This window comes from Paenibacillus sp. GXUN7292, from assembly GCF_050864975.1.
In the GTDB taxonomy this organism is placed as follows: Bacteria; Bacillota; Bacilli; order Paenibacillales; family Paenibacillaceae; genus Pristimantibacillus.
The window spans coordinates 42,864-64,604 of sequence record NZ_JBOZWO010000036.1 but is presented as its reverse complement, the minus strand read 5'-3'; the positions used below and the strand labels follow the sequence as shown (position 1 = coordinate 64,604).

The window sequence follows — 21,741 nt, the reverse complement described above, 5'->3', positions numbered from 1 at the left end:
AGGGTTTTCCAAATGATGTTGTATTGCTATCTATTCATCCGTGGATGAATAGGGCATTTCACTCGTTGTTCAGTTTTCAAAGAACAAAATTCTTCGTTTGTCGTTCGCCTTATCTCTCAGCGGCGACTTTTATAATATATCACATCCGCCTATCTTATTGCAAGTACTTTTTTAAAAAAACTTTTAAATTCTTTTTTTGAAAGCTTTATTTATGTACCTGCTCGAATCGGCGAACTCTAATGTAACATAGACTTTATAGCGAGTCAATACTTTATATTAGAAATATGTAAACTTTGTTCTAATCATATCGAATATTGTAGTTTAATAGAATAGGGAGGTGTGATTAGGCAGAGAAGCTGTCCCATAGTCAGTCAATAACCTGCAGGCGATGATAATGAAGTGGCTGTTGCGATGATACGAAAGAAAGACAAGTACTTTGCAGCAATGGCAAACTTTGTTTTGTGGAATCGGAACGAGCAAATATATGCTAAAGCTAACTACATTTCCTCAGACTGTTGAAAAGCTCTACAACGGCTTAATAGTCTGCATTAAGGACCACCTAGAGCGGAAATCGAGATGCTTTCACTTTTTAACGAATCCTGAATACGCTATTTCGCATAAAATGCCTCTTTTGAAATTCTAATGCATCACAGAGACGCTATCTGTGAACAAATGGTCCTTTGGGCAGCGTTTTATACCCAATAAGCACGCTACGATTCGTTACATTTTCAAAACAAGCTTTTTCGGTGTAATAACGATACTAGGATTCGTTAGAGTTTCCAAACTACTTTTTCAACAGCCTGATTTCCTGTACTTAGTTTTAAGAAATTCAGCTTTTTTGTGATTCTAAGGGGAAAAACTGCATTTAGTTTGGTGCGTTTCGCATAATATAGGGTAATTCTATAATACTAGATGCATGAAATACATGTAGAATCGTTTATTCAATAAAAAAGCAGAATCTAGATGCATAAAATGTACTTAGCTATCACGAGCGCTTGCCCATTCTTCATATTACTTTTTCATCAGACTGAAGGTTTACTCCTAACGGTTGCCACAGACGTTAATCATACGAAAATGAAGCGATAAATTTTCTAACGGTTGCCATCGCGCTTAATACCGTTTAAATCACTGATTTCTTCGAAAAATGGCACAATAACGCTCATGGCAACCGTTATAGTTTCGAATCGGCTAAAATAAGCGAATTAGCAGCACTGGCAACCGTTAGAAAAAACCACCGTCTTTACTTATATATAATAGAAGAACTTTAGAGTCTCATCTAAGTGCTACGTTTTAGCTTCCGGCCTGCACCCGTGTATAACGATTTTCCGGGAATGGCAGTCCTAAATTGCCACGCAGCGTATCGCTCTCATATTCCGTTCGAAACAATCCGCGCTGCTGCAATAGCGGTACTACCTGATCCACAAACTGCTCAAGACCGCCTGGGTATGCTTCAGTCAGCATAAAGCCATCGGCTGCCCTTTGCTCAAACCAAAGCTGGATTTGGTCTGCGATTTGTTCGGGAGTACCTACAAAGCTTCCTCTTGGAGTTGCGCTGCGAAGCGCCACTTGACGCAAGGATAGCCCCTTTTCCTTGGCCTCCTGCTTTATTTTATCCGTACCGCTCTGGAAGCTGTTCTTTCCTAAATCGCCAAGCTCCGGGAACGGCTCATCCAGCGGATATTGCGAAAAGTCATGATGCTCAAAGTATCTGCCCAAGTAATGAAGCGCATTTTCTATCGTAACAAGGCTGGCTATCTCTTGGTACTTGCGCTCCGCCTCTTCAAGCGTGTCCCCAATAATAGGGCCGATGCCCGGGAATATAAGCACCTCGTCTGGATTGCGGCCGAATGAAGCGGCTCTTGTCTTTACCTCATTATAAAATTGCCTCGCTTCCCCTATCGTTTCATGCCCGGTAAATACAGCATCCGCTTCCTTTGCAGCATAGTTTTTGCCTACCTCAGAAGCTCCTGCTTGGAAGATGACAGGCTGCCCCTGCTTGGAACGGGCAATATTAAGCGGTCCTTTTACAGAAAAGAACTCCCCTTCGTGGTTAAGTGCGTGCATCTTTTGAGAATCAAAGAATACTCCGGCCTCCTTGTCACGAACAAATGCATCGTCCTCCCAGGAATCCCATAGACCGCGGGTTACCTTCAAATACTCAGTTGCGATCCGATAGCGCTTATCGTGATCCGGATGCTCCTTTTTGCCGTAATTAAGCGCTGAGCCTTCAAGGGGAGATGTAACGACGTTCCAGCCGGCACGGCCTCCGCTGATCACATCAAGCGATCCGAACTGTCGCGCAACGGTAAAAGGCTCGCTATATGATGTCGAAAGAGTCCCTACTAAGCCAATGTTGCGGCTGACTGCAGCCAATGCGCTAAGTATCGTCAGCGGCTCGAAACGATTAAGAAAGTGTGGAATCGATTTTTCATTTATATATAACCCATCCGCTATAAATATAAGATCAAGCTTGCCTTCCTCTGCTTTCTGCACCCAAGACTTATACAATTCAAAGTTTACACTGGCATCTGTCTTCACATCAGGGTGACGCCACATGGCCATATTGCCGCCTACTCCATGAAGCAGCGCGCCCAGCTTTAATTGCCTTGCTTTCGCCATGCTCTCTCCTCCTTGAATTTTTCTTTTTTTTAAAGCTGACTTTTAATACGGCTGATCTGTCCCAAATGATTTTGAACATGAGCGGCGAAGCCATCAATAATAGAAGCTACACTTACTTGATCTCCCTTGAAATTAGCAGCGCTCTTGTTCCAATCCTCCTCGCCTAATCGAGCAAAAAGCAAGCTATTGTATTGAAGCAGGCTATTATACACCGACAGTACATCTTCTGCTTTCCCCTCATTGGCGTATTGCCCGCTCACCCACTCATCTTGACCAAAGATGGGCAGACGATTTTCAGTAGCAGCAAGCACATCCCTTGCTCTGAAGGAAATAACGATGCTATGATCCACAAGATGAGTAAGCACCTCTAAGATACTCCAGCTTGCTGGTGCAGGCTTCCATTTCAACTGCTCTTCAGATAAGTTTTGGATAGCTGCTGTTAATTGACTATAGGTGTTCAAATAGCTGTCGATCCGCAAATGACTCATATGACTCCTCCAAATCTAAAATTCATAACTGCCTGCCGTAAAAACACACGCCTTAAGCGTTTCCTGCATTATGACGCGAGTTCAAATAGCCCACTGCGATCTGGGAAAGATAAGCTGCGCTAAACGGCAACGCGCGCTCATCCACATCAAAAGCGGGATGATGCCATTCCTTGCTGCCGGATGTGCCAAAGAATACAAATAAGCCCGGCACTTCTTTCTGGTAAACGGCAAAATCCTCGCCGGCAGGCGACGGTACCGGCCTTACAATTTCCAGGCCAATTGCAGCAGCTGCCTCATCTGCTAACTTGACCAGCGACCAATCATTGACTACAGGAGGCGGCCCCTCCGTCCAGCGAATCTCGGCTTTTGCTCCCAGGGCAGCTGCCACTCCTTCTGTTACCTGCACAAAACGGGCAAGTACATCTTCGCGGACCTTCTCATCAAATGTACGGATAGTGCCATCGAGCAGCGCCGTTTCGGGAATTATATTCCATGATGTTCCGCTATGAATTTTGGTAACACTAATGACAGCACTTTGCAAAGCACTAACGTTGCGGCTGACGATGGATTGCAGCGCTGTAACGATATGCGAAGCCGCTACGATCGGATCGACGCCGGACTCTGGTACGGCAGCATGCGAGCCCGCTCCTGTTATACTGACGGTAAACCCATCAGCAGCTGCCATAAGCGGACCGCCGGCAATGCCAATCGTTCCTACGGGAAGATCAGGCTTGTTATGCAGCCCAAAAATGGCTTCAACTTCGTGCAAGGCACCACTTCGAACAACCTGCCTTGCCCCTGATGCTTTCTCTTCCGCAGGCTGAAATATTAGTCTGACTGTTCCATTCAGCTGCTTTTCCTGCTGTTTTAGCATATAAGCGGCGCCAATTAAGGAAGCAGTATGGTAGTCGTGGCCGCAGGCATGCATTTTGCCTGGATAAACTGACGCATAGGGCAATCCAGTTTCCTCCTGTATCGCGAGTGCATCGATATCTGCGCGAAGTGCGACGATCGGCCCATCAAGCTGACCGCCAATCTCTGCGATTACTCCAGTCTTTAAGCCATAATCCACGACTCGTATACCTTTACTCTTAAGCAATGAAGCTATATAGGCTGTCGTTTCTGTTTCTTCATTAGAAAGCTCAGGATGCTGATGCAAATGACGTCTTATCCTAGTTAACTGTTCACTGAACGCCTCTGACTTTAGAACGGCTGCTTGATTCATAATGGTTCCCGCCTTCTTTCTTTACTGACTTACGGCTGCTTCTTTCAATGCCTCGCTAAGCAGCTGAAAAGAATGAAGTCGTTTCTCATAAGGAGTTACATTCGTGGTCACAATAAATTCCTCTACATCGAATGCCTTCTGAAGATCAAGCAATTGTGTGCGTATCGACTCCTTGGTCCCTTTCACAACGGAAGCTTCCAGCTCTTCAATGGTATATTCCTCGCTGCTTTGAATACCAAATTCCTCGGCCTGCTCGCGAGTAGCAACAGTGAGCTTTTTGCCGCTATTAAGCACAATGCGATACAGCTTCAAAGCACTCGCCAGCTCAGCAGCCTCCTCCTCACTGTCCGCGGCCAGCAAAGCAAGAGCAACTATAGCCAGAGGCTGATTACCTGAAGCTGAATTGAATTTTTCGCGGTAAGTACGAATAGCTTCCTCAACAATTGCTTGATTGCCATTTATAAATAGAGAAAACACATACGGCAATCCCAGCTCGGCTGCAATTTCAGCACTGCTTACGCTTGCGCCAAGCAAAAATAATTCAGGAGCCACCGCCGGAACAGGTCCCGCCTTCAACCCGGCAAGCGGATGGCCTTCCTCCAGCCTGTTATGCACATATTTCTCAAGCTCGATAATTTTCTCTGTCAATTCAGCCTGATCGACAGCCCCCAGCTGCAGTGCCTGAGTGCTGCGCGGCAGCCCGCCCGGAGCGCGGCCAATGCCAAGATCGATCCGGCCTGGAGCGAGAGAGGAGAGCACATTGAAATTTTCGGCTACCTTATACGGACTGTAATGCTGCAGCATCACGCCCCCCGATCCGACCCGGATCCGCTCCGTTTTAGCAAGCAAGTAGGAGATTAAAACCTCCGGTGACGATCCTGCCACTTGCTCCGAGTCATGATGCTCCGAAACCCAAAAACGGTGAAAACCCAGCTGTTCACTTAGCTGTGCCAGACCAACCGTATGGCGGAAAGCTTCCTCCGCCGTTTCGCCCGGATAGATCGGGCTCTGATCTAATACACTTATCGTTATAGCCATGGGATTGTCTCTCCTCCTGTATCCTATATGGAATAATTTAATTCTGGCGTAATACGTTTTAGAAATTGCTTCGTACGCTCCTCCTGTGGATGGTTAAATACTTGCTGCGGCGTACCTTCCTCAACAATTACTCCGCCATCCATAAAAACGACGTGGTTGGCCACATCGCGGGCAAAGCCCATCTCATGCGTCACGACGATCATCGTAATGCCTTCCTTGGCAATTTTGCGAATAACGGCCAGCACCTCGCCTACCAGCTCAGGGTCAAGCGCCGAGGTCGGTTCATCGAATAAAATGACCTCCGGCTCCAGCGCCAATGCTCTGGCAATGCCGACACGCTGCTGCTGGCCGCCTGACAGCTGGCTCGGATAAGCATCCAGCTTGCTCCCAAGACCTACCTTCTCCAGCACAGCTGCACTTTGCTTTCTTGCTTCTTCCTTGGAGAGCTTTTTCACAGTAACCAGACCCTCCATTACATTTTCTAGCGCAGTTTTATGACGGAATAAATTATATTGCTGGAATACCATCGCCGACTTTTGCCTTAGCTGATGAATTTCCTTGCGTTTGGCCATCCTGCAATTCAATTTGAAATCACCTATTGCGATTTCCCCGCTCCCTGGCTTCTCCAAATAATTAACGCAGCGCAGCAGCGTCGTCTTGCCCGAGCCGCTCGGCCCAAGAATAACAACGACTTCCCCTTTGGCAACATTCAAATTAATATCCCTTAGTACTTGATGGCGTCCAAATGATTTGGCAATATTCGAAAGCTTAATCATGCTACCCCACCCCGATTGTAAAGATTGATCCTTTTTTCAAGCCATGCCGTCATACGCTCAATTAATAAGGTAAGCCCCCAGAAGATCGCAGCAGCCGCCAAATAGGATTCGAAAAACTTCCAGTTGGTCGATGCCACGATTTGCGCCTTGGCATTAATATCTATGACCGATACGGTAAAAGCGAGCGTGGACCCGTGCAGCATGCCTATGACGGAATTGGACAGGTTCGGCAAGCTCGCGGCGATCGCTTGTGGAAAAACAATGCGGCGCAGTGCCTGCCAAGTCGTCATCCCAATAGAATGTGCCGCTTCCAGCTGCCCCTTATCTACTGCCAGCAATCCAGAACGGACTACCTCAGACATATAAGCCCCGGCCGTAATCGAGAATGATATATAAGCAAAGCCGATCATAGGTACAGATACTGAGCGGAAGCTCCAGCCGAAATATTCAGCAAGCCCGTCGATGAGCACTGGCAGTGTAAAATAGATAAGCAGCAAATGCGTCAGCATCGGCGTTCCGCGAATGAAGGTTACATAGCTTGCTGCCAGCGTGTTTAAAAAAGGAACTTTGTAAATTCGCACAAAAGCAATTACCGTCCCGATCATAAAACCTGCGGTTATAGAAACAATAGTAATTAATAGCGTCGTTGGCACAGCGCCAAGCAGTTCAACAAATGCCGTCCAAATAAATGAAGGATCCAGCTTCATAGGCTTGCTCCTCCTTTGCTTGATTGCAAATCTGCTATAATTCGGCGAAACGATCGGCTTTTAAATTTATCTAGCCAGCTGCGCGATGCATAATCTATTCGTTCATGACGCAGCAACCGCCGTTCTGCCGCAAGCAGCAGCCGCTCGAGAATAAAGCTGATAGCGAGATAAATAAGGGCAAGCGCCAGATAAGCTTCAATAAAATGCTGTGTCAAAGTGCCAAGCGTCTGCGCCTTGCCTGTCATTTCCATAACCCCTAGCGTAAAGGCAAGCGAGGTATTCTTTTGCAAAGCAAGTAATAAATTGGAAAATACCGGTACAGCTATAGCCAGCGCCTGCGGCAGCACCACCCGCGTAAAAGCCTGCGGCCCTGTCATTCCCATCGCATATGCCGCTTCAACCTGCCCCTTATCAACCGCAAGCACAGAAGCGCGAATCATCTCAGACATAAAGGCTCCTGTATGAAGCCCATAGGTCAAAACAACAAACAGCAGTACGGGCGCTCTTGTCACATCCAGATGGAGCAGCTTCAACACCTCGGGCAATCCGTAATAAAATAAAAACAGTTGAATAAGAATAGGCGTTCCGCGAAAAAAAGATATATAAACCTCTGCAGCTGTCTTTAATACCGGCACCTTATACAATCGGGGAAGAGCAATGAGAAAACCGACGATAACAGCAACAGCAAGCGAGCCGCCAACTATTACCAGCGTTGTGCTTAGCGTAGACAGCAGCTTTGAAAAAGAATAGAACACAAAGCTCCATTCAAACGGCTTCCCCATTAATCAACCCTCCCCTCATTTTTACGAAAATCATTTATTCAGCTGTGTCCGCAGTCACATCCGCCCCAAGCCATTCCGTGCTTAGCTTGCCAAGCGTGCCGTCTGCCTTCAGTTCTTTAATTACGCCATCGACAGCGTCAGCCAGCTTCTGGGACGCTTCATCATCCTTTCGGAAAACATACAATATATCTGCGGAAGAAAGCTCCTTCCCAGTTGTTTTCAGCTTGCTTTCCGGATCAATAACCGGAAGCACGAAGTCTGCAAGCAAAGTTGCTTCCACGCGCCCAGTTGTAACCTGGCTTACCGTATCATTAGCTGCACCGTTCGAAAAAACGACGTTTATGGCGTTATCATTTTCTTTGTTATAGTTCTCCAATATTTGAGCTTGCGCGCTTGTTGCGCCTACAAGCACCTTCTTGCCCTTCAGGTCATCCAGCGATTGAATCGAATCATTGTCCTTAGCGACAACAATCCGGTTTCTCCAATGAGCATAAGCCTCTTTATTAAATAAATACTTTTGTTCACGCTCAGGATTTTTTTCCATGACGTGGGCCAGCATGTCAATTTTTTTCGTTTCCAAGCTAAGCAGCAGGTTGCCGAACTCCATCGTCTGGAATTCAAACTCATACTGCGGCAATCGCTCATCGATAATTTTTAGAAGCTCGACATCAAATCCAGTCAGCTTGCCGTTTTCGTCGAGAAAGCATACTTTCGGAAAACCTGTGCCAGTTCCTATAATGATTTTGCTTGGCTTTTCAACTTGGCCTGATCCATTATCCGATTTGCTGGATGCCGTTTGAGACGGGCTTTTTTCATTGCCTTTATTGCCGCTTGCGCCGCATCCAGCAATCGCAGCCGCTATTATCAAAGTAAATACCAGTACAATTGTCCTCTTCATCCTGCTATCCCCTTATCTTTTATATTGTGCTTGCTTCGCATATGAGCTGTTTCTTCATTAAATATAAAATGCCATCATCCGGATGGGGCATGATCTCCAAAATACGCTCATAGCCTCTCCGCTCATACATTTGGACAAGGAATGGATGCTTCTCAGCTGTAGCAAGCGTAACCGCCGAAGCGCCAAGCTTGCCGCGAATGACATGCTCCTCCACCCAGCTTAACAGCTTGCTGCCTAATCCCCGGCCCTTGTAATCCGGGTCCAAGGCAAACCATTTCAGAAATGGATGCTCTGTCAGCTGCTTCACTTCATCCTGCCTGGATAGCGTGACAGTTGCTACAATATCGCCTGCGTATTCCAATACATAACAATCGTTGCTCACAATGTTGTCCTCAACAACAGCCACATCAGCAGTTGCTGCCGGCCAGTGAAGACCAAGCTCTCTGATTAACTGATAGGCGCGAAAAATAATATCCTGCAGTTTCTGCGCGTCCTTCGGATCTGCCACTCTAAATACTTCGCTCATCATCCACCTCCAATTTGCATAATACCTATAGATTTAGTTGGTTTTATTGTAATTAACTTTATCACCACATTCGTCTGTGCGCTAATAGAGTTTTTCTATTCCACCATAGTATTAATCAATCTCGCTGCCGCTGGACTCATGCTCGAGCAGAGCAGTAATATATTCCGCATTTTCGCCATTAAGCGCAATAAGACTCGTTCTTAATGAAATGCCCGCAGTCTCCGAAATCGAAATTGGAATTAATCGGCCTGCATTAACTTCATCCTGCACGCTAAGCGCAGGCAGGAAGGAAATGCCTGCCTTCTGGACAACAAGTTTCTTGGCTGTCTCCAAATTATCCACCTGATACACGATTTGAGGCGGCTGCTCCAAGCTTTTGAACACGCGCTGCAGCCTCATCCAGTCCAAGGAGCCGCATTCAAAAAATACGAGAGGCTCAAACTGAATATCAAGAATAGATGCATGGCCAGCCTTAGCTAAGGGGTGACCTTCGTAAACATACAGCGAAATCGGGTCTTCATAAAATAAGTAAGATTGGAAAGCGGGATTCATCACTTTACGAATAAAAGCCACATCAATTTCCTTAGCTTTCAATTTTTCAATCAAAACGTCGGTAGGCTCGGTTGTCACTTTAAATAGCATATGGGGATATTTTTGCTTAAGATGAGTCAGCAATTGAGGCAATAAGTAATTAGATACAGAAACCGTGCTGCCAATTTTCAGCTCATGCAAAATTCTGGCCTTGGATTGCAGCTGATGCTTTCCTTTTTGAAAGGTTTGCAATATTTGCTGAGCGTAGGGAAGAAACTGTCTTCCTTTATCCGTCAAGCTGACCTGCTTCCCGAGCCGGTCAAACAGCACACTGTCCAGCTCACGCTCCAGCGACTGGATTCTCGCTGATACAGTAGGCTGAGAAATAAACAGCACCTCCGCCGCTTTGTTGAAGCTGCCATAGTGATTAATGTAGACAAAGGCCTCAATATTTTCGATGTTCACTTTTATTCCCCCATTCATCCATTATTTTTAAACTAATAATTTCTATAGGATTACAATGAATTGTAAGCGCAAAGCTTTTATACTTTGCGGTAATTGTGTATTTATATTATTCATATGCACATTTATTGTCAACGCATTTCATCCTAACTTTTGGACGTTTGTGCAGTGAATGGGTGAATTTTAAATATCTTCAACCTTAATTTGGCTTGGTTTCGTTATAGACAACAAGGAATATAAGAATACCTCATCGAATAAGAAAAATATGTTACTGCAACCTAGCAACCCAAAAGAAACTATTATATTCATCTTATGTTTTATTAAGCATCAAACATAAAGATTGCAGTTAGAAAGGAGTAAGACATGGCAAATATCGAGCACTTGCAAACCGTTCATGTTCCGGCGTCGAAGGTGTATGAAGCTTTAACCACCGCTGAAGGACTGTCGGAAATATGGACCAATGAACTCATTGTTAATAATCAGATTGGCTTTATTAATGAATTTCGATTTGGCAGCAATGACACAACTAAGATGAGAATAGAGGAATTGATTACTAATCAAAAAATCGTTTGGCAGTGTATAGATTCAGATCCAGAATGGATTGGTACGATTATTTCCTTTGATATTCAAGAGAAGAACGGGAAGTCTTTTATTACTTTGCGCCATACGAACTGGAAAGAAGTAACGCCATTTTATCGCTCCTGTAACTACAACTGGGCTATTTTCCTTTATAGTCTCAAGTCCTATTGTGAAGATGGCGATGGTATCCCCTATCAAAAACGTAAGTTTTAATAATTAGCATAGTCTAACACGCGCCTTTCCAAAGACAACGGAGTCGTTTATCCTTGTTTCGCGGTCACACGTTCCGCTATTTGCCTAATAACCGTCATTTTTTCATTTTCGCGGTCACATATTCCGCTATTCGGGTCCAAATGAGGCTTTTTCTGCGATTTATAGATCAATAGCGGAACGTGTGTCACTTTACTGCCTCGAAACTGCGATTTTGGTCATAATAACGGAACGAGTGACCAGCTAGCTAGGGATGCTGCCCCTTTTCAGTCCCAATCTTGCATTATCCCTTTTGCTTACAAATGGTTGCCACAATGATTGACATTCTCCTCAACAGTATTACCTCTTCACAAACAGCACTCAAAAAAAGGCAGCCAGCAAACCGGGATAATTGCTGTCCAAAATGCAATCGTATCGCCGCTTGCTGCTGCCTTATCTCACACTTTATCTAATCTAGCTATCTACTGCTTCCTTTTTCCTGCCCAATCCACAGCATTCGCAATTGCCTTCCTAATGTCAGCGTTCCAATAGGTTGGGTGAGTTTCATGCCCAGGCCGGAAATAAAAGACCCGGCCCCAGCCTCTGTAGTAAGCGCAGCCGCTGCGCATCACCTCGCCGCCTGTGAACCAGCTGACAAACACAAGCTCGTCCGGAGCAGGAATATCAAAGTGCTCACCGTACATTTCCTCCTGCTCCAGCTCGAAATATTCGCCCAAGCCTGCTGCAATAGGATGTCCCGGGTTGACGATCCACAATCTTTCCTTATCATCGGCTTCCCGCCACTTAAAGCGGCAGGTCGTGCCCATCAGCTTCTTGAACAGCTTGCAGCCTGCAGCTGAATGCAGCGCAATAAAGCCCATGCCGTCCAGTACGCGTCTATATGCGCGCTCGACTACCTCATCACTTACTTTGCTGTTCAGTATATGTCCCCACCAAATAAGCACATCGGTCTGATCCAATACTTCCTTCGTCAACCCGTGCTCAGGCTGATCAAAGGTAGCTGTAGTAATCGTATATTCACCATTGCTCAGCAGTCCCTCTGCAATTGCTCCATGGATGCCATTCGGATAAATGCTGCGAACTTCGGGTGCCGTCTGCTCATGCCTGTTTTCATTCCAAATCGTTACTCTTAAAGCCACAAGCCTGCTTCCTTTCTACTATTATATGATCTTCTAGATAGTCGCCTATATGATCTGCCTGGTAGTCGCTTATATAATCTGCTAGATAGCCACCCATTTGCCCTGCTCTGCTGATCTCTCAGCTCCATATACTAATGCCTCTGTTTTCAAATATTCATAGGCCATCGTTTCGGGTACAGGACCGCCCTGCAAGAAGTTAACGAATTGCTCCAAACAATTAGGATGCTGTATATCAGTGAAATCATTGACTTTTACGGTTTCTTTTCCGCTTGCCTTCAGAATCAGGCCATCAGCGCCGAGACTGACCGTTCCGCCATCTCCTTCCAAGGTCCAATAGCCGTGCCATGGCGTTTCCTTTGCTTTTGCATGAACCCTCGCCGTATAGACAGCTGATATATCCCCGCTCAATTCTACTATAATATGAATATGTTCGTTATCCAGCGGTTTTTCTGCAAAAACCTTCAAGCCTTCCTGCCCCGTCAAAAAACGCAGCAAATCCATATGATGCACAACGATGTCATGGAGTAGACGGACATCATACGTTCTTCCTTCCAGCCCGTTTCTGCCAAATTCAATATGAACGGCTTTCAGTTTTCCTATCGTACCTTCGTCCAGCCAATTTTTAAGCTTCCGCATCCGCGCCTGGTTGCGATAGTTCTCCGCTATCATAAATGGTACGCTGCACTGCTCAGCAATTGCTGTTATTTGCACACTTTCATAATAATTGTAGGAAATAGGCTTCTCGCTTAATACAGGCAAACAGTGCTGAAAAGCTGCCTTATTCACTGCAGCATGAATATGCGGAGGGGTTACATTAATGATGAATTGCGGCTTTTCTTTTTGAATAGCCTTCTCTAGAGAAGTATAGAAGGGCGGCGCCGCTTCAACGCTATAAGCAGCCAGTTTATCCTTCATCGCAATATTCGTATCAACGACTGCCAGCGATAATTTGCCAAAGCGCTGCACGATGCGATACCATCCGAAGCCAGCCTCACCCAGCCCTACAAGAATAGCCTTCATTTCCTTCATTCAGGCACCGCCTTAAACCGCCACATCCCGCTTTTAAAATCACCCTTGTCTCCAGGAATCGTAAGCCCGTAGTGCATCAGCTCGTCGCCGCCACATACAAACTCCACCGGCACCCTTTCCGGATCTGCGAAGCCAGCTTCTGTAACGCTGTATTTCTGATTAGGGTCAAGACCCTTCATTTGTATGCGGACAATCGGGTCATTAGCTGTTTTCAAAACGCGAAACCACATGCACACAGCTTCCGTTTGCAACTCATTTACAAATATCCATGCGGTTTCATTGCTTTCAAAAGGACTGCTCAGCCTGTAGAAATCACCTTGCTGCACGAGCGGCCGTATCTCTTTGTACAGCACCACCTGCGTCTTCATTTGCGCTTTTTCCTGGTCGTCAAGCTTTGTTAAATCCAATTCATAGCCGAAATTGCCTGACATGGCCGCATGACCGCGCACTTCCAGCGAAGTCAGCCTTCCTACCTGATGGTTGGGAACATCTGATATATGAGCGCCGATACTGCTGACCGGATAAACGATGCTTGTCCCGTACTGAATTTTTAGACGTTCAATAGCATCGGTATTGTCGCTTGTCCACGTTTGCGGCATATAGTAGAGCATTCCCGGATCAAAGCGCCCTCCGCCTCCAGAGCAGCTTTCAAACAAAATATGAGGATAAGCAGTCGTCAGCTGCTCCATAACCTCGTACAAGCCAAGCATATAGCGATGCGCCGTTTCTGCCTGCCTGTCAGGAGGCAGCAGCGCCGAACCGATTTCCGTCATGTTGCGGTTCATATCCCATTTCACATAGCTGATTGGTACATTGGTCAATATGTCTGATACCATTGCCACGATTGCTTCCCGCACATCCTTGCGTGAGAAATCGAGCACAAGCTGCTGCCGCGCCTCAGTACGCTCATAGTTCGGCACATGCAAGCACCAATCAGGGTGCTTGCGGTACAGCTCGCTGTCGGGAGAGACCATCTCCGGCTCAAACCATAGCCCAAACTGCATCCCCTGCTGCTTAATACGGTCTGCCAAGCTGGCAAGCCCGCCCGGCAGCTTGCCTTGATGCACCGTCCAATCGCCAAGCGAGCTCGAGCTATTGTCACGCGCTCCAAACCAGCCGTCATCAAGCACGAACAGCTCAATGCCAAGCTCGCCCGCTGCCTCTGCAATACTCGTAATTTTCTCTTCATTAAAATTAAAAAAGGTAGCTTCCCAGTTGTTCGCAACGATCGGTCGCAGCTGGTCACGATATTCCCCTCTGCACAGCCTTGTACGGTACAAGCGGTGATAGGCGCGCGACATCCCGCCGATGCCTTGGCTAGAATAGACGAGCACAACCTCCGGCGCTTGAAAGCTTTGGCCCGGCTCCAGCAGCCAATTGAACTGAAAAGGCTGAATGCCCATGACAACTCTTGTTGTCCGGTACTGATCAACCTCAACCTGTGCGCTAAAGCTTCCGCTATATACCAGGCTGAAACCATACACCTCCCCAGCATCCTCATCCGCTCCTTTGGATAGCAAGGCTATAAACGGATTGAATGGATGGCTGCTCGAGCCGCGCCTGCTGTCAATCCCCTGAATACCCGGCGCCAAGCTGCGGCGGTCTAAATTTCTCTCGCGCGACCAGGCTCCCGACAGCTGCAGCATATCAAATCCGGAATGGGCGAAATCAACGCTTACGCTAAGCGCCTGCTCCAACGTCATGTTCGATTTACTGCGATTTTCATATCTGACAGACCTGGCAATCGCATTATGCTCATGAAATAAGCTGTAGCTCAGCCATACTGCTAAGCCTGAATGCTCATCAAACAGCTCCATTTCCAGCGTATCCGCCTCATGATCGGCCTCCGAATAAGTAGCAGGAAGTCCATCAAGCGACGGTTTTCCTTGCAAAATACGATAGGAACGGTACGTCAGCCTCGTAATCCCGGTTCCATTTGCAAGCCGCGCAGCATATACTGGCTGGCGTGAATCACCGTAGCCATAGCCGGGAAACTCCTGCATTAGCGTATCAAAGGATCGTTTGCGATTGCCGGCAAAAGGCGGGCTGAACGAGGAACGCGTCCGGTACTGCACCAAATGCTCAGCATTCATATCATGAAGTTTTGCGCCCCAATATACATGCTCTAGAATGCCCTCTTCTACTACTCGAAAAATATAACTGCTTTTGCTGCCCTGCAAATGAAAGAGCATCCGCTGCTCATCCACTATTATTGCCATCTGTGATCACCCACTTCATTCATTAGCTATCTGAACCGTATAGCATAAATTTGCAGCTAAACTCCATTTATAAAGCCAGCTCGCGCCGTCTGCACTCTCTATTCCTTTCAAAGCTTGACCGCCCGAAATCATAGTCTGCTCTGCCCTATCTCCTGCCGGTATATTTGTCAGTGCGCTATCGAGCGAAATATACAATCTTTCAGCCGAACGCATACAAATTTCACGATCTTCTGTTCCAGTAATAGAGGCTTTCATTAGCTTATTGTTAGACCATTTTATATCCACAGTTAAGCCGCCTCTTGCCCTTAATCCAGTTACAATGCCGCAGCTCCATTCGGCAGGCAACGCCGGCAGCAGCTGCAGCTCCTCCTTATGGGATTGCAGAAGCATTTCAGCAATAGCCGCCGCACCGCCAAAGTTCGCATCGATCTGAAAAGGAGGATGCTCGGCAAACAAATTAGGGTTTGTGGACAGGCTTAATAAGGCACGCAAATGCCGATGAGCCTCCTCACCTTCATGTAAACGAGCCCAATAATTCACGATCCATGCCCTGCTCCAGCCCGTATGGCCGCTTCCTGCAGCAAGCCGCTGCTCCAAAGTTGCTTGCGCGGCATTAGCCAGCTCAGGCGTATGATGCTTAGTTATTAATTCACCTGGATGCAGGGCGAACAAATGTGAAATATGGCGATGCCCCGGCTCCGGCTCCTCATATTCCTGCTGCCATTCGAGCAGCTGGCCACTAGAGCCAATCTGTGGCCTTGGAAGCTTGCTAGCCACCTCATGGATGCTCGCAATAAACGTTTGGTGTTCTACTGTTGCTTTCAGCAAGCCCTCATCTTCCAGTTCTCGCGCAGCTTCTAGCACCGCAACGAACAGGGACTGAATAAGCTGCGTATCCATAGCGGGCCCCATGCATAAATAACCAACTTCACCGTTAGACAGCATATATTTATTTTCAGGCGACACGGAAGGGCCGCTTACATATTGCCCTGCAGCATCCATCGTTACATAATCAAGCACGAATTGCGCAGCTTCCTTCAAAACAGGGTACGCTCTATCGTTCAAGTATGAGCGATCAAGCCCGTAACGGTAATGCTCCCACAAGTGAAGCGCCAGCCATACGCCGCCCATCGGCCACGTATTGGCGCGCACGATCATGCCGTTAATGTTCGTGTCCGCCCAAATATTTGTATTATGATGGACTACGAAGCCTCTGCAGCCGTAAAGCTCCGACGCTGTCCTGCGCCCGTTCTCGCATAGGCGCTCTACGAAATCTATGAGCGGCTCATGGCATTCCGCCAAATTGCCTGCTTCTGCAATCCAGTAATTCATTTGCAAATTAATATTTATCGTATAATTGCATTCCCAGGGCGGTTGGTAATTATCGTTCCAGATGCCTTGCAAATTGGCAGGCAGCGTGCCTTGCCGCGAGCTGGATATTAGCAAATATCTGCCGTATTGAAAATATAATGCAGCGAGAGAAGCATCCGCTTCCCCTGCCTGAATCCGCCGCAGCCGCTCATCCGTCGGCAAGCTTTCGATATACTCCTGCTTTTCCCCGAGCTGCAGCGATACACGGCTGAACAAGCGGGCGTAATCGGCCAGATGATCCCGCTTCACTTGCTCATAGCCCTTTTGAATCGCATCGCTCAATTGCTTCTTCGCTCGTGTTACCGGGTCCGCATGGCGGAACGATGTTGCTGCCGCTATATAAATCGTGACGGTATGGGCGCCCTCAACCGATACAAAATCACCGGTCAGCTCTGTTTGACCGCCCTCGGCAGCAACCCGAAAGGCCGCCGCATAGATGACGCCTTCAGGACCGCATTGCCCGCTCATAAGAATGCCATCCTGTCCGATCGGCTGCGAGCCAGGATCAAATGGCCTGCGGCTTAATTGGCTGTAAAAGGAGACAGCGCCTGGCTGATCACTAGTTAATCGGATAACGAGCACCTGATCAACAGCAGAAATAAACAGCTCTCTGCGATACACTTTGTCATCAATCTGATAGGATACCGAAGCTGCAGCTTTTTCCAAATCAAGACTTCGCTCATAGTCCGACACTTTACCGTTCTGACCGGTAAACCACATATTGAAATTGCCAAGCGGCTGATAAGGCCCCGCATATTTGGGTATGGGAGTAAAGGCCTTCCTGGCAAGATGCTGTGCTTCTGCAATCTTGCCCTCCATAACTAGCTCCTTCACGCGCGGCATCGCCGCTGCAGCATCCGGATTGCTGCGATCCAGCTTGCCGCCATACCATACAGAGTCTTCATTGAGCTGGATAAGCTCCTCTTCAACCTTGCCGAACACCATTGCGCCTAATCGACCATTGCCGAGCGGCAAAGCTTCCGTCCAGCGCGCTGCGGGCTGGCGATACCATAAACGGTTAGCCATCATATTTTCCCCTGCAAAATCTGTTCGATTTCATACTGGTCATCCAGACTTAACTCAACACCTGCCGCTTTTACATTCTCATCGATTTGCTCCAGCCGGGATGCACCAATAATGCAGCTTGCTACGTTGCTTTGGCGTAAAATCCATGCCAATGCCAGCTGCCCCATTGTCAATCCATTGCGCTCTGCAATAGGAACCAGCTTCTGGACGATGTTCAAATTAGTTTCATTGAGAAAACGCGGCATAAACTTATTCGACTGGGGGTCGGTGGCGCGCGAGCCTTCCGGCAAGGCTGCTCCTGGCTTATATTTGCCCGTAAGCACGCCCTGTGCCAGCGGCGAGAATACGACCTGGCCAATGCCTTCCCGCTCGCTGAGCGGAATAACGTCCTTTTCAATATCTCTTACAAACATACTGTATTGCGGCTGATTGGATATAATGCGATCGAGATTGAATTCTTTTGCAATCGAAACTGCATCAGATAGCTGCAAAGCGCTCCATAAGCTAACGCCTGCATATAATATTTTGCCCTGCGTAATTAAGTCATCCAGTGCGCGCAGCGTTTCTTCCACCGGGGTTTCCGGATCGAACCGATGACATTGATACAGATCAATATAATCCATGCCAAGTCTTTTCAAGCTGGCGTCGCATTGCTCGATAATATGCTTGCGTGATAAGCCGCGTGAATTGGGCCCTTCACCCATTGGAAAAAACACCTTAGTCGCCAGCACGTACGAATCGCGGCTATATTTGGACAGCGCCTTGCCGACAACCCGCTCCGCAGCGCCATCCAAATATTGATTGGCCGTATCAAAAAAATTAATGCCATGCTCTACAGCCCGGTCAATGACCGCTTCTGCCTGCAACTCCGCAACTGAGCCGCCGTAGGTTAGCCAGCTGCCCAGCCCGATCTCGCTAATTTTCAATCCGGAATGGCCAAGTCTTCTGTACTTCACAGCTTCTCCTCCTCAGATCGATGCTGCAATCGCTTCGGCTTGATCGGCATCGATGCGATTGGCATCATCATCGTCATTTTCGTACCTTCTCCATGCTTGCTCTCTATTTTTAGGCCACATTGCTCGCCAAAAACCATTTGAATTCTGCGATGAACGTTGGCAAGGCCGATGCCCCCGGTCCATTCCAAAGACTCGCTCATCTCATCGCTATTCTCCTTATGCTGCAAACGCTGCTCCAATAGCCGCAGCTTCTCCTCGGATATGCCTGCACCATTGTCCTCGACGCTAAGCCAGAACATGCCGTCCTGCTCGCCGGCATCGATTCGGACCCAATGATGCTCCTCTATGCTATCCGGGAAGGCATGCTGGAATACATTTTCGATCAGCGGCTGAAGCGTCAGACGCACCATCTTTCTCAGCAAATATTGCGGCGGGATAGCTACATCCAGCTCAAACTCCCGCTCCGTGCGGTGCTTCAAAATAACCATATAGTTAAGCACATGGTTCAGCTCATTGGCTACCGTTATTTCCTCAATATTCGTCTGTACCGAGTAACGCAGCATATAAGCCATTGACTTCACAATTTCTTGAATTTCATCTGAATCCTGAATCGCCGCATAACACGTTATCGTCTCCAGCGTGTTATATAAAAAATGCGGATTAATTTGCATTTGCAGCGATTGAAATTCTGTTTTCTGCCTGACGTACTGGGCCTCCTTCTGGCGCAGCTCGCTCTCATACACCTGCTCCACCAATTCCGACAGCCTGCGCACCATGACATTATAGCGCTCCATAAGCTCGCTTATTTCGTTGCGGCGCTTCGGCAGCGGAATCGTGAACCAGTTTCCTTTCTCCGTGTACGTCATACCGCGTTTCAATACTTTAATAGGGCGCGTAATAGAGCGTCCGAATTGATAGGATATCCATAGTGCAAATATTAGGGTCAAAACCGCAATCTGTATCGTTGTCATGCGAATATTGGAAATCGGCTTCTTCAAATCGCCGACTGGAACCGAAGCGACAAGGCTCCACTGCGTATGATTGGATGTGCGCTTGACATACACCCTCTCCTCGCCTTCCTCATCTATGTCCGTAAAGGAAAGTACAGCCCGATCAGACAATTGCACGCTTAATGAGCTATCGATCTGCTGCCCCATTTTGCTGCTTTGCGGGTGATATACAATTCGGCCGCGCTCGTCTGTAATAAAGAAATAACCGTTCTCTCCCAGATCGATGCCATGCCATAGCGTAGACAGCTCATCGGCGTTAATTTCAATGGCCAGCACGCCCCGGTACTCTGGCGAGGCCAAGCCCTTGATTTGCCTGGCCAGCCTGACGACATGATTGTTGCTGCTTGGAAATATACTGCTTGTGACAAAGCTGACGCTGCCATCCTTTTTCGTAATATCCAGCAGCTCCCGCAAATGACTTTGCACCGTTTTAGCAGAAAAGGTTTCGACATTCATACCGTTATTAAACCCGTAAACCCCATTCCCGCTAAAGCTGATCGCATAAATCGAATTGACCTCGAGATCGCGGATAAAGATCGGGCTAAACCCCACGTCCTTCAATTCATTACTGTAATGATAGTAATCATAGGGATCCGGTGAAGACGGCAGATCGATAAATTTTTTCATGTTTCTATCCGTAAGCAGCGACAGCATCGAACGCTCATAAGCCATTACGTACAAATCGGTATGATTAAGCGCATTGTTGACGATCTGCTCCAGATGCTGATCATTCAATGTCTCCAGCTCCTTGGAGGATTTGGAGTACGTAAAGAAGCCAAGCGATATAAGCGACAGGGAAATAACAACAAGAAAGTAAAAAAAGAGCTGGCTGACCAGTGAGCCTCTCATCATTTGATGCCTATCATTTGCCGATACTCGGAAGGAGTATAGCCTGTCGTCTTTTTAAACATTTTTGCAAAATGCGGATAATCCTCGTAGCCGACTGTCGCTGCTATGTCTACGATGCGGATATGCGGAATCGCCAGCAATTCTTTCGCTTTGATCATCCTTGTTTTAATGCGGTACTTCACAAACGTTTCATTGCTCATTTTTTTGAACATGGCGCTGAAATAGGTCGGCGTAAAGCCTGCCATCTCAGCCACCTCGACAAGTGAAATATCCTCCGCCAAATGCTCATCGATATACATTTTTATTTCTTCCAGAGGGTTTTTGTAATAGCCTGTTCGCTGCTTCGTCAGCTCGTCATATAGAAACTGCAAATATTGCGATATATATTGTATAATTTCCGCTTTCGTGCGAGGGGTGCTGTTAGTTAAAGGAATTGTCTGTGCTTCAAAGCCTTTTTCCTGCAGCCTGCCCTTCAGCAATCCAAGACAATCCTGTATTAAGGTATTAAGCTGCGCAGCATTTAATGAAGACGTTTCGATCATATGAATCCAGTAGGAATTAAGGGAATCCAGCTCCTGCTCGTGAAGCAGCCAGATGCTTTGCTCTGCCCGTTCGATCCATGCCAAATAAGGCGATAATGAAATAACTTCATTCCCGCGCTGATCAATCAGGTCGCCGATAATTTTATTCAAGTCAGCCGAAGTAAGCGGCTTTAGCAAATAATGCTTCACACCGTAAGTAACACATTTTTGGGCGTAAGCAAAATCGTCATAACCGGATATCACGACCATTTGAATATGCTTATAGTGTTGGTGGATATGCTCGCAAAGCTCCAAACCGCTCATTTTGGGCATGCGAATATCAGTAAGCACAATATCCGCCTCAGCTTCCCTCAGCATTTCGATGGCTTGCTCCCCGTTGCTCGCCGTGCGGATTTCAGTAATTGAGTATCTCTTTTGATCGACCATTTTGACAAGCCCTTTTCTAATGACTGGTTCATCGTCTACAATTAAAAGCCGCATAACTTTCTCCCCCTATTCTCAAACTCGTACGAAACAAGGATAAACGGCTTCCGCCGATCCTTTGAAAAGGCGCGTTTACCGATGAATTATAAGAACAAGTTTATAGAAAAAACTTATAAATTCTTATAATCAAGAAGAAACGCTGCGCGTCCTTGGCTAAGGAGGTGCCGTTTCTCGGTGAAATATAGGAACATGTATAAAGTGAAAACTTATACTTTCCTATATTTAAAAAAAAACGGTTCTATTCCGATGCCGGCAGAGGAGCCGATATCGGAATAG

General features: G+C 47.1%; 18 protein-coding genes. 1 reads left to right on the top strand and 17 read right to left on the bottom strand.

Annotated elements, in window-relative coordinates; genetic code table 11:
- Positions 1 to 1,290: 1,290 nt before the first annotated feature.
- From ACRRU2_RS22705 to ACRRU2_RS22660, 10 genes are all read right to left on the bottom strand, one after another.
- Positions 1,291 to 2,619: an LLM class flavin-dependent oxidoreductase gene (locus tag ACRRU2_RS22705; protein WP_432505231.1), complete on the bottom strand. Its 1,329-nt coding sequence runs from the start codon at positions 2,617 to 2,619 to the stop codon at positions 1,291 to 1,293.
- 29 nt (positions 2,620 to 2,648) lie between these two features.
- Positions 2,649 to 3,107: a DinB family protein gene (locus ACRRU2_RS22700; protein ID WP_432505229.1), complete on the bottom strand. Its 459-nt coding sequence runs from the start codon at positions 3,105 to 3,107 to the stop codon at positions 2,649 to 2,651.
- Positions 3,108 to 3,159: 52 nt separating this feature from the next.
- On the bottom strand, positions 3,160 to 4,332 hold the full coding sequence (locus ACRRU2_RS22695; protein ID WP_432505227.1) for an amidohydrolase: 1,173 nt from the start codon (positions 4,330 to 4,332) through the stop codon (positions 3,160 to 3,162).
- Positions 4,333 to 4,353: 21 nt separating this feature from the next.
- Positions 4,354 to 5,370: an LLM class flavin-dependent oxidoreductase gene (locus ACRRU2_RS22690; RefSeq protein WP_432505225.1), complete on the bottom strand. Its 1,017-nt coding sequence runs from the start codon at positions 5,368 to 5,370 to the stop codon at positions 4,354 to 4,356.
- 23 nt (positions 5,371 to 5,393) lie between these two features.
- Entirely contained in the window at positions 5,394 to 6,146 is a 753-nt protein-coding gene (locus tag ACRRU2_RS22685) for an amino acid ABC transporter ATP-binding protein (RefSeq protein ID WP_432505223.1), read from the bottom strand.
- Positions 6,143 to 6,853: an amino acid ABC transporter permease gene (locus ACRRU2_RS22680; RefSeq protein WP_331698988.1), complete on the bottom strand. Its 711-nt coding sequence runs from the start codon at positions 6,851 to 6,853 to the stop codon at positions 6,143 to 6,145. Before ACRRU2_RS22680 ends, ACRRU2_RS22685 begins: the two co-directional genes overlap by 4 nt.
- A complete protein-coding gene (locus ACRRU2_RS22675; RefSeq protein ID WP_432505221.1) occupies positions 6,850 to 7,635 on the bottom strand; it encodes an amino acid ABC transporter permease in 786 nt (261 codons plus the stop codon). The genes ACRRU2_RS22680 and ACRRU2_RS22675 overlap by 4 nt, the downstream gene beginning before the upstream one ends.
- A gap of 34 nt (positions 7,636 to 7,669) precedes the next feature.
- Positions 7,670 to 8,533 carry a transporter substrate-binding domain-containing protein gene (locus tag ACRRU2_RS22670; protein WP_432505219.1) on the bottom strand — a complete coding sequence of 288 codons (864 nt, stop codon included), beginning with the start codon at positions 8,531 to 8,533 and terminating at the stop codon, positions 7,670 to 7,672.
- Positions 8,534 to 8,552: 19 nt separating this feature from the next.
- Positions 8,553 to 9,059, bottom strand: coding sequence for a GNAT family N-acetyltransferase (locus ACRRU2_RS22665; protein WP_432505217.1), 507 nt, complete (start codon positions 9,057 to 9,059; stop codon positions 8,553 to 8,555).
- 111 nt (positions 9,060 to 9,170) lie between these two features.
- A complete protein-coding gene (locus ACRRU2_RS22660) occupies positions 9,171 to 10,055 on the bottom strand; it encodes a LysR substrate-binding domain-containing protein (protein ID WP_432505215.1) in 885 nt (294 codons plus the stop codon).
- Positions 10,056 to 10,415: 360 nt separating this feature from the next.
- Between ACRRU2_RS22660 and ACRRU2_RS22655 the strand changes: the two genes are divergently transcribed.
- Positions 10,416 to 10,844 carry an SRPBCC family protein gene (locus tag ACRRU2_RS22655; protein ID WP_432505213.1) on the top strand — a complete coding sequence of 143 codons (429 nt, stop codon included), beginning with the start codon at positions 10,416 to 10,418 and terminating at the stop codon, positions 10,842 to 10,844.
- Positions 10,845 to 11,302: 458 nt separating this feature from the next.
- Here ACRRU2_RS22655 and ACRRU2_RS22650 read toward each other — a convergent pair whose 3' ends face one another.
- From ACRRU2_RS22650 to ACRRU2_RS22620, 7 genes are all read right to left on the bottom strand, one after another.
- Positions 11,303 to 11,980, bottom strand: coding sequence for a ThuA domain-containing protein (locus ACRRU2_RS22650; protein WP_432505211.1), 678 nt, complete (start codon positions 11,978 to 11,980; stop codon positions 11,303 to 11,305).
- Between the two features lie 81 nt (positions 11,981 to 12,061).
- Positions 12,062 to 13,009: a Gfo/Idh/MocA family protein gene (locus ACRRU2_RS22645; protein ID WP_432505209.1), complete on the bottom strand. Its 948-nt coding sequence runs from the start codon at positions 13,007 to 13,009 to the stop codon at positions 12,062 to 12,064.
- On the bottom strand, positions 13,006 to 15,228 hold the full coding sequence (locus tag ACRRU2_RS22640; RefSeq protein WP_432505207.1) for an alpha-galactosidase: 2,223 nt from the start codon (positions 15,226 to 15,228) through the stop codon (positions 13,006 to 13,008). Before ACRRU2_RS22640 ends, ACRRU2_RS22645 begins: the two co-directional genes overlap by 4 nt.
- Positions 15,229 to 15,243: 15 nt before the next feature.
- Positions 15,244 to 17,628 (bottom strand): glycoside hydrolase family 95 protein, encoded by a 2,385-nt coding sequence (locus ACRRU2_RS22635; protein WP_432505205.1) that lies wholly within the window; start codon positions 17,626 to 17,628, stop codon positions 15,244 to 15,246.
- Positions 17,625 to 18,581 carry an aldo/keto reductase family protein gene (locus ACRRU2_RS22630; protein ID WP_331698977.1) on the bottom strand — a complete coding sequence of 319 codons (957 nt, stop codon included), beginning with the start codon at positions 18,579 to 18,581 and terminating at the stop codon, positions 17,625 to 17,627. Before ACRRU2_RS22630 ends, ACRRU2_RS22635 begins: the two co-directional genes overlap by 4 nt.
- On the bottom strand, positions 18,578 to 20,443 hold the full coding sequence (locus ACRRU2_RS22625) for a cache domain-containing sensor histidine kinase (RefSeq protein ID WP_432505203.1): 1,866 nt from the start codon (positions 20,441 to 20,443) through the stop codon (positions 18,578 to 18,580). The genes ACRRU2_RS22630 and ACRRU2_RS22625 overlap by 4 nt, the downstream gene beginning before the upstream one ends.
- Positions 20,440 to 21,462 carry a response regulator gene (locus ACRRU2_RS22620; protein ID WP_432505201.1) on the bottom strand — a complete coding sequence of 341 codons (1,023 nt, stop codon included), beginning with the start codon at positions 21,460 to 21,462 and terminating at the stop codon, positions 20,440 to 20,442. The genes ACRRU2_RS22625 and ACRRU2_RS22620 overlap by 4 nt, the downstream gene beginning before the upstream one ends.
- Between the last annotated feature and the right edge of the window lie 279 nt (positions 21,463 to 21,741).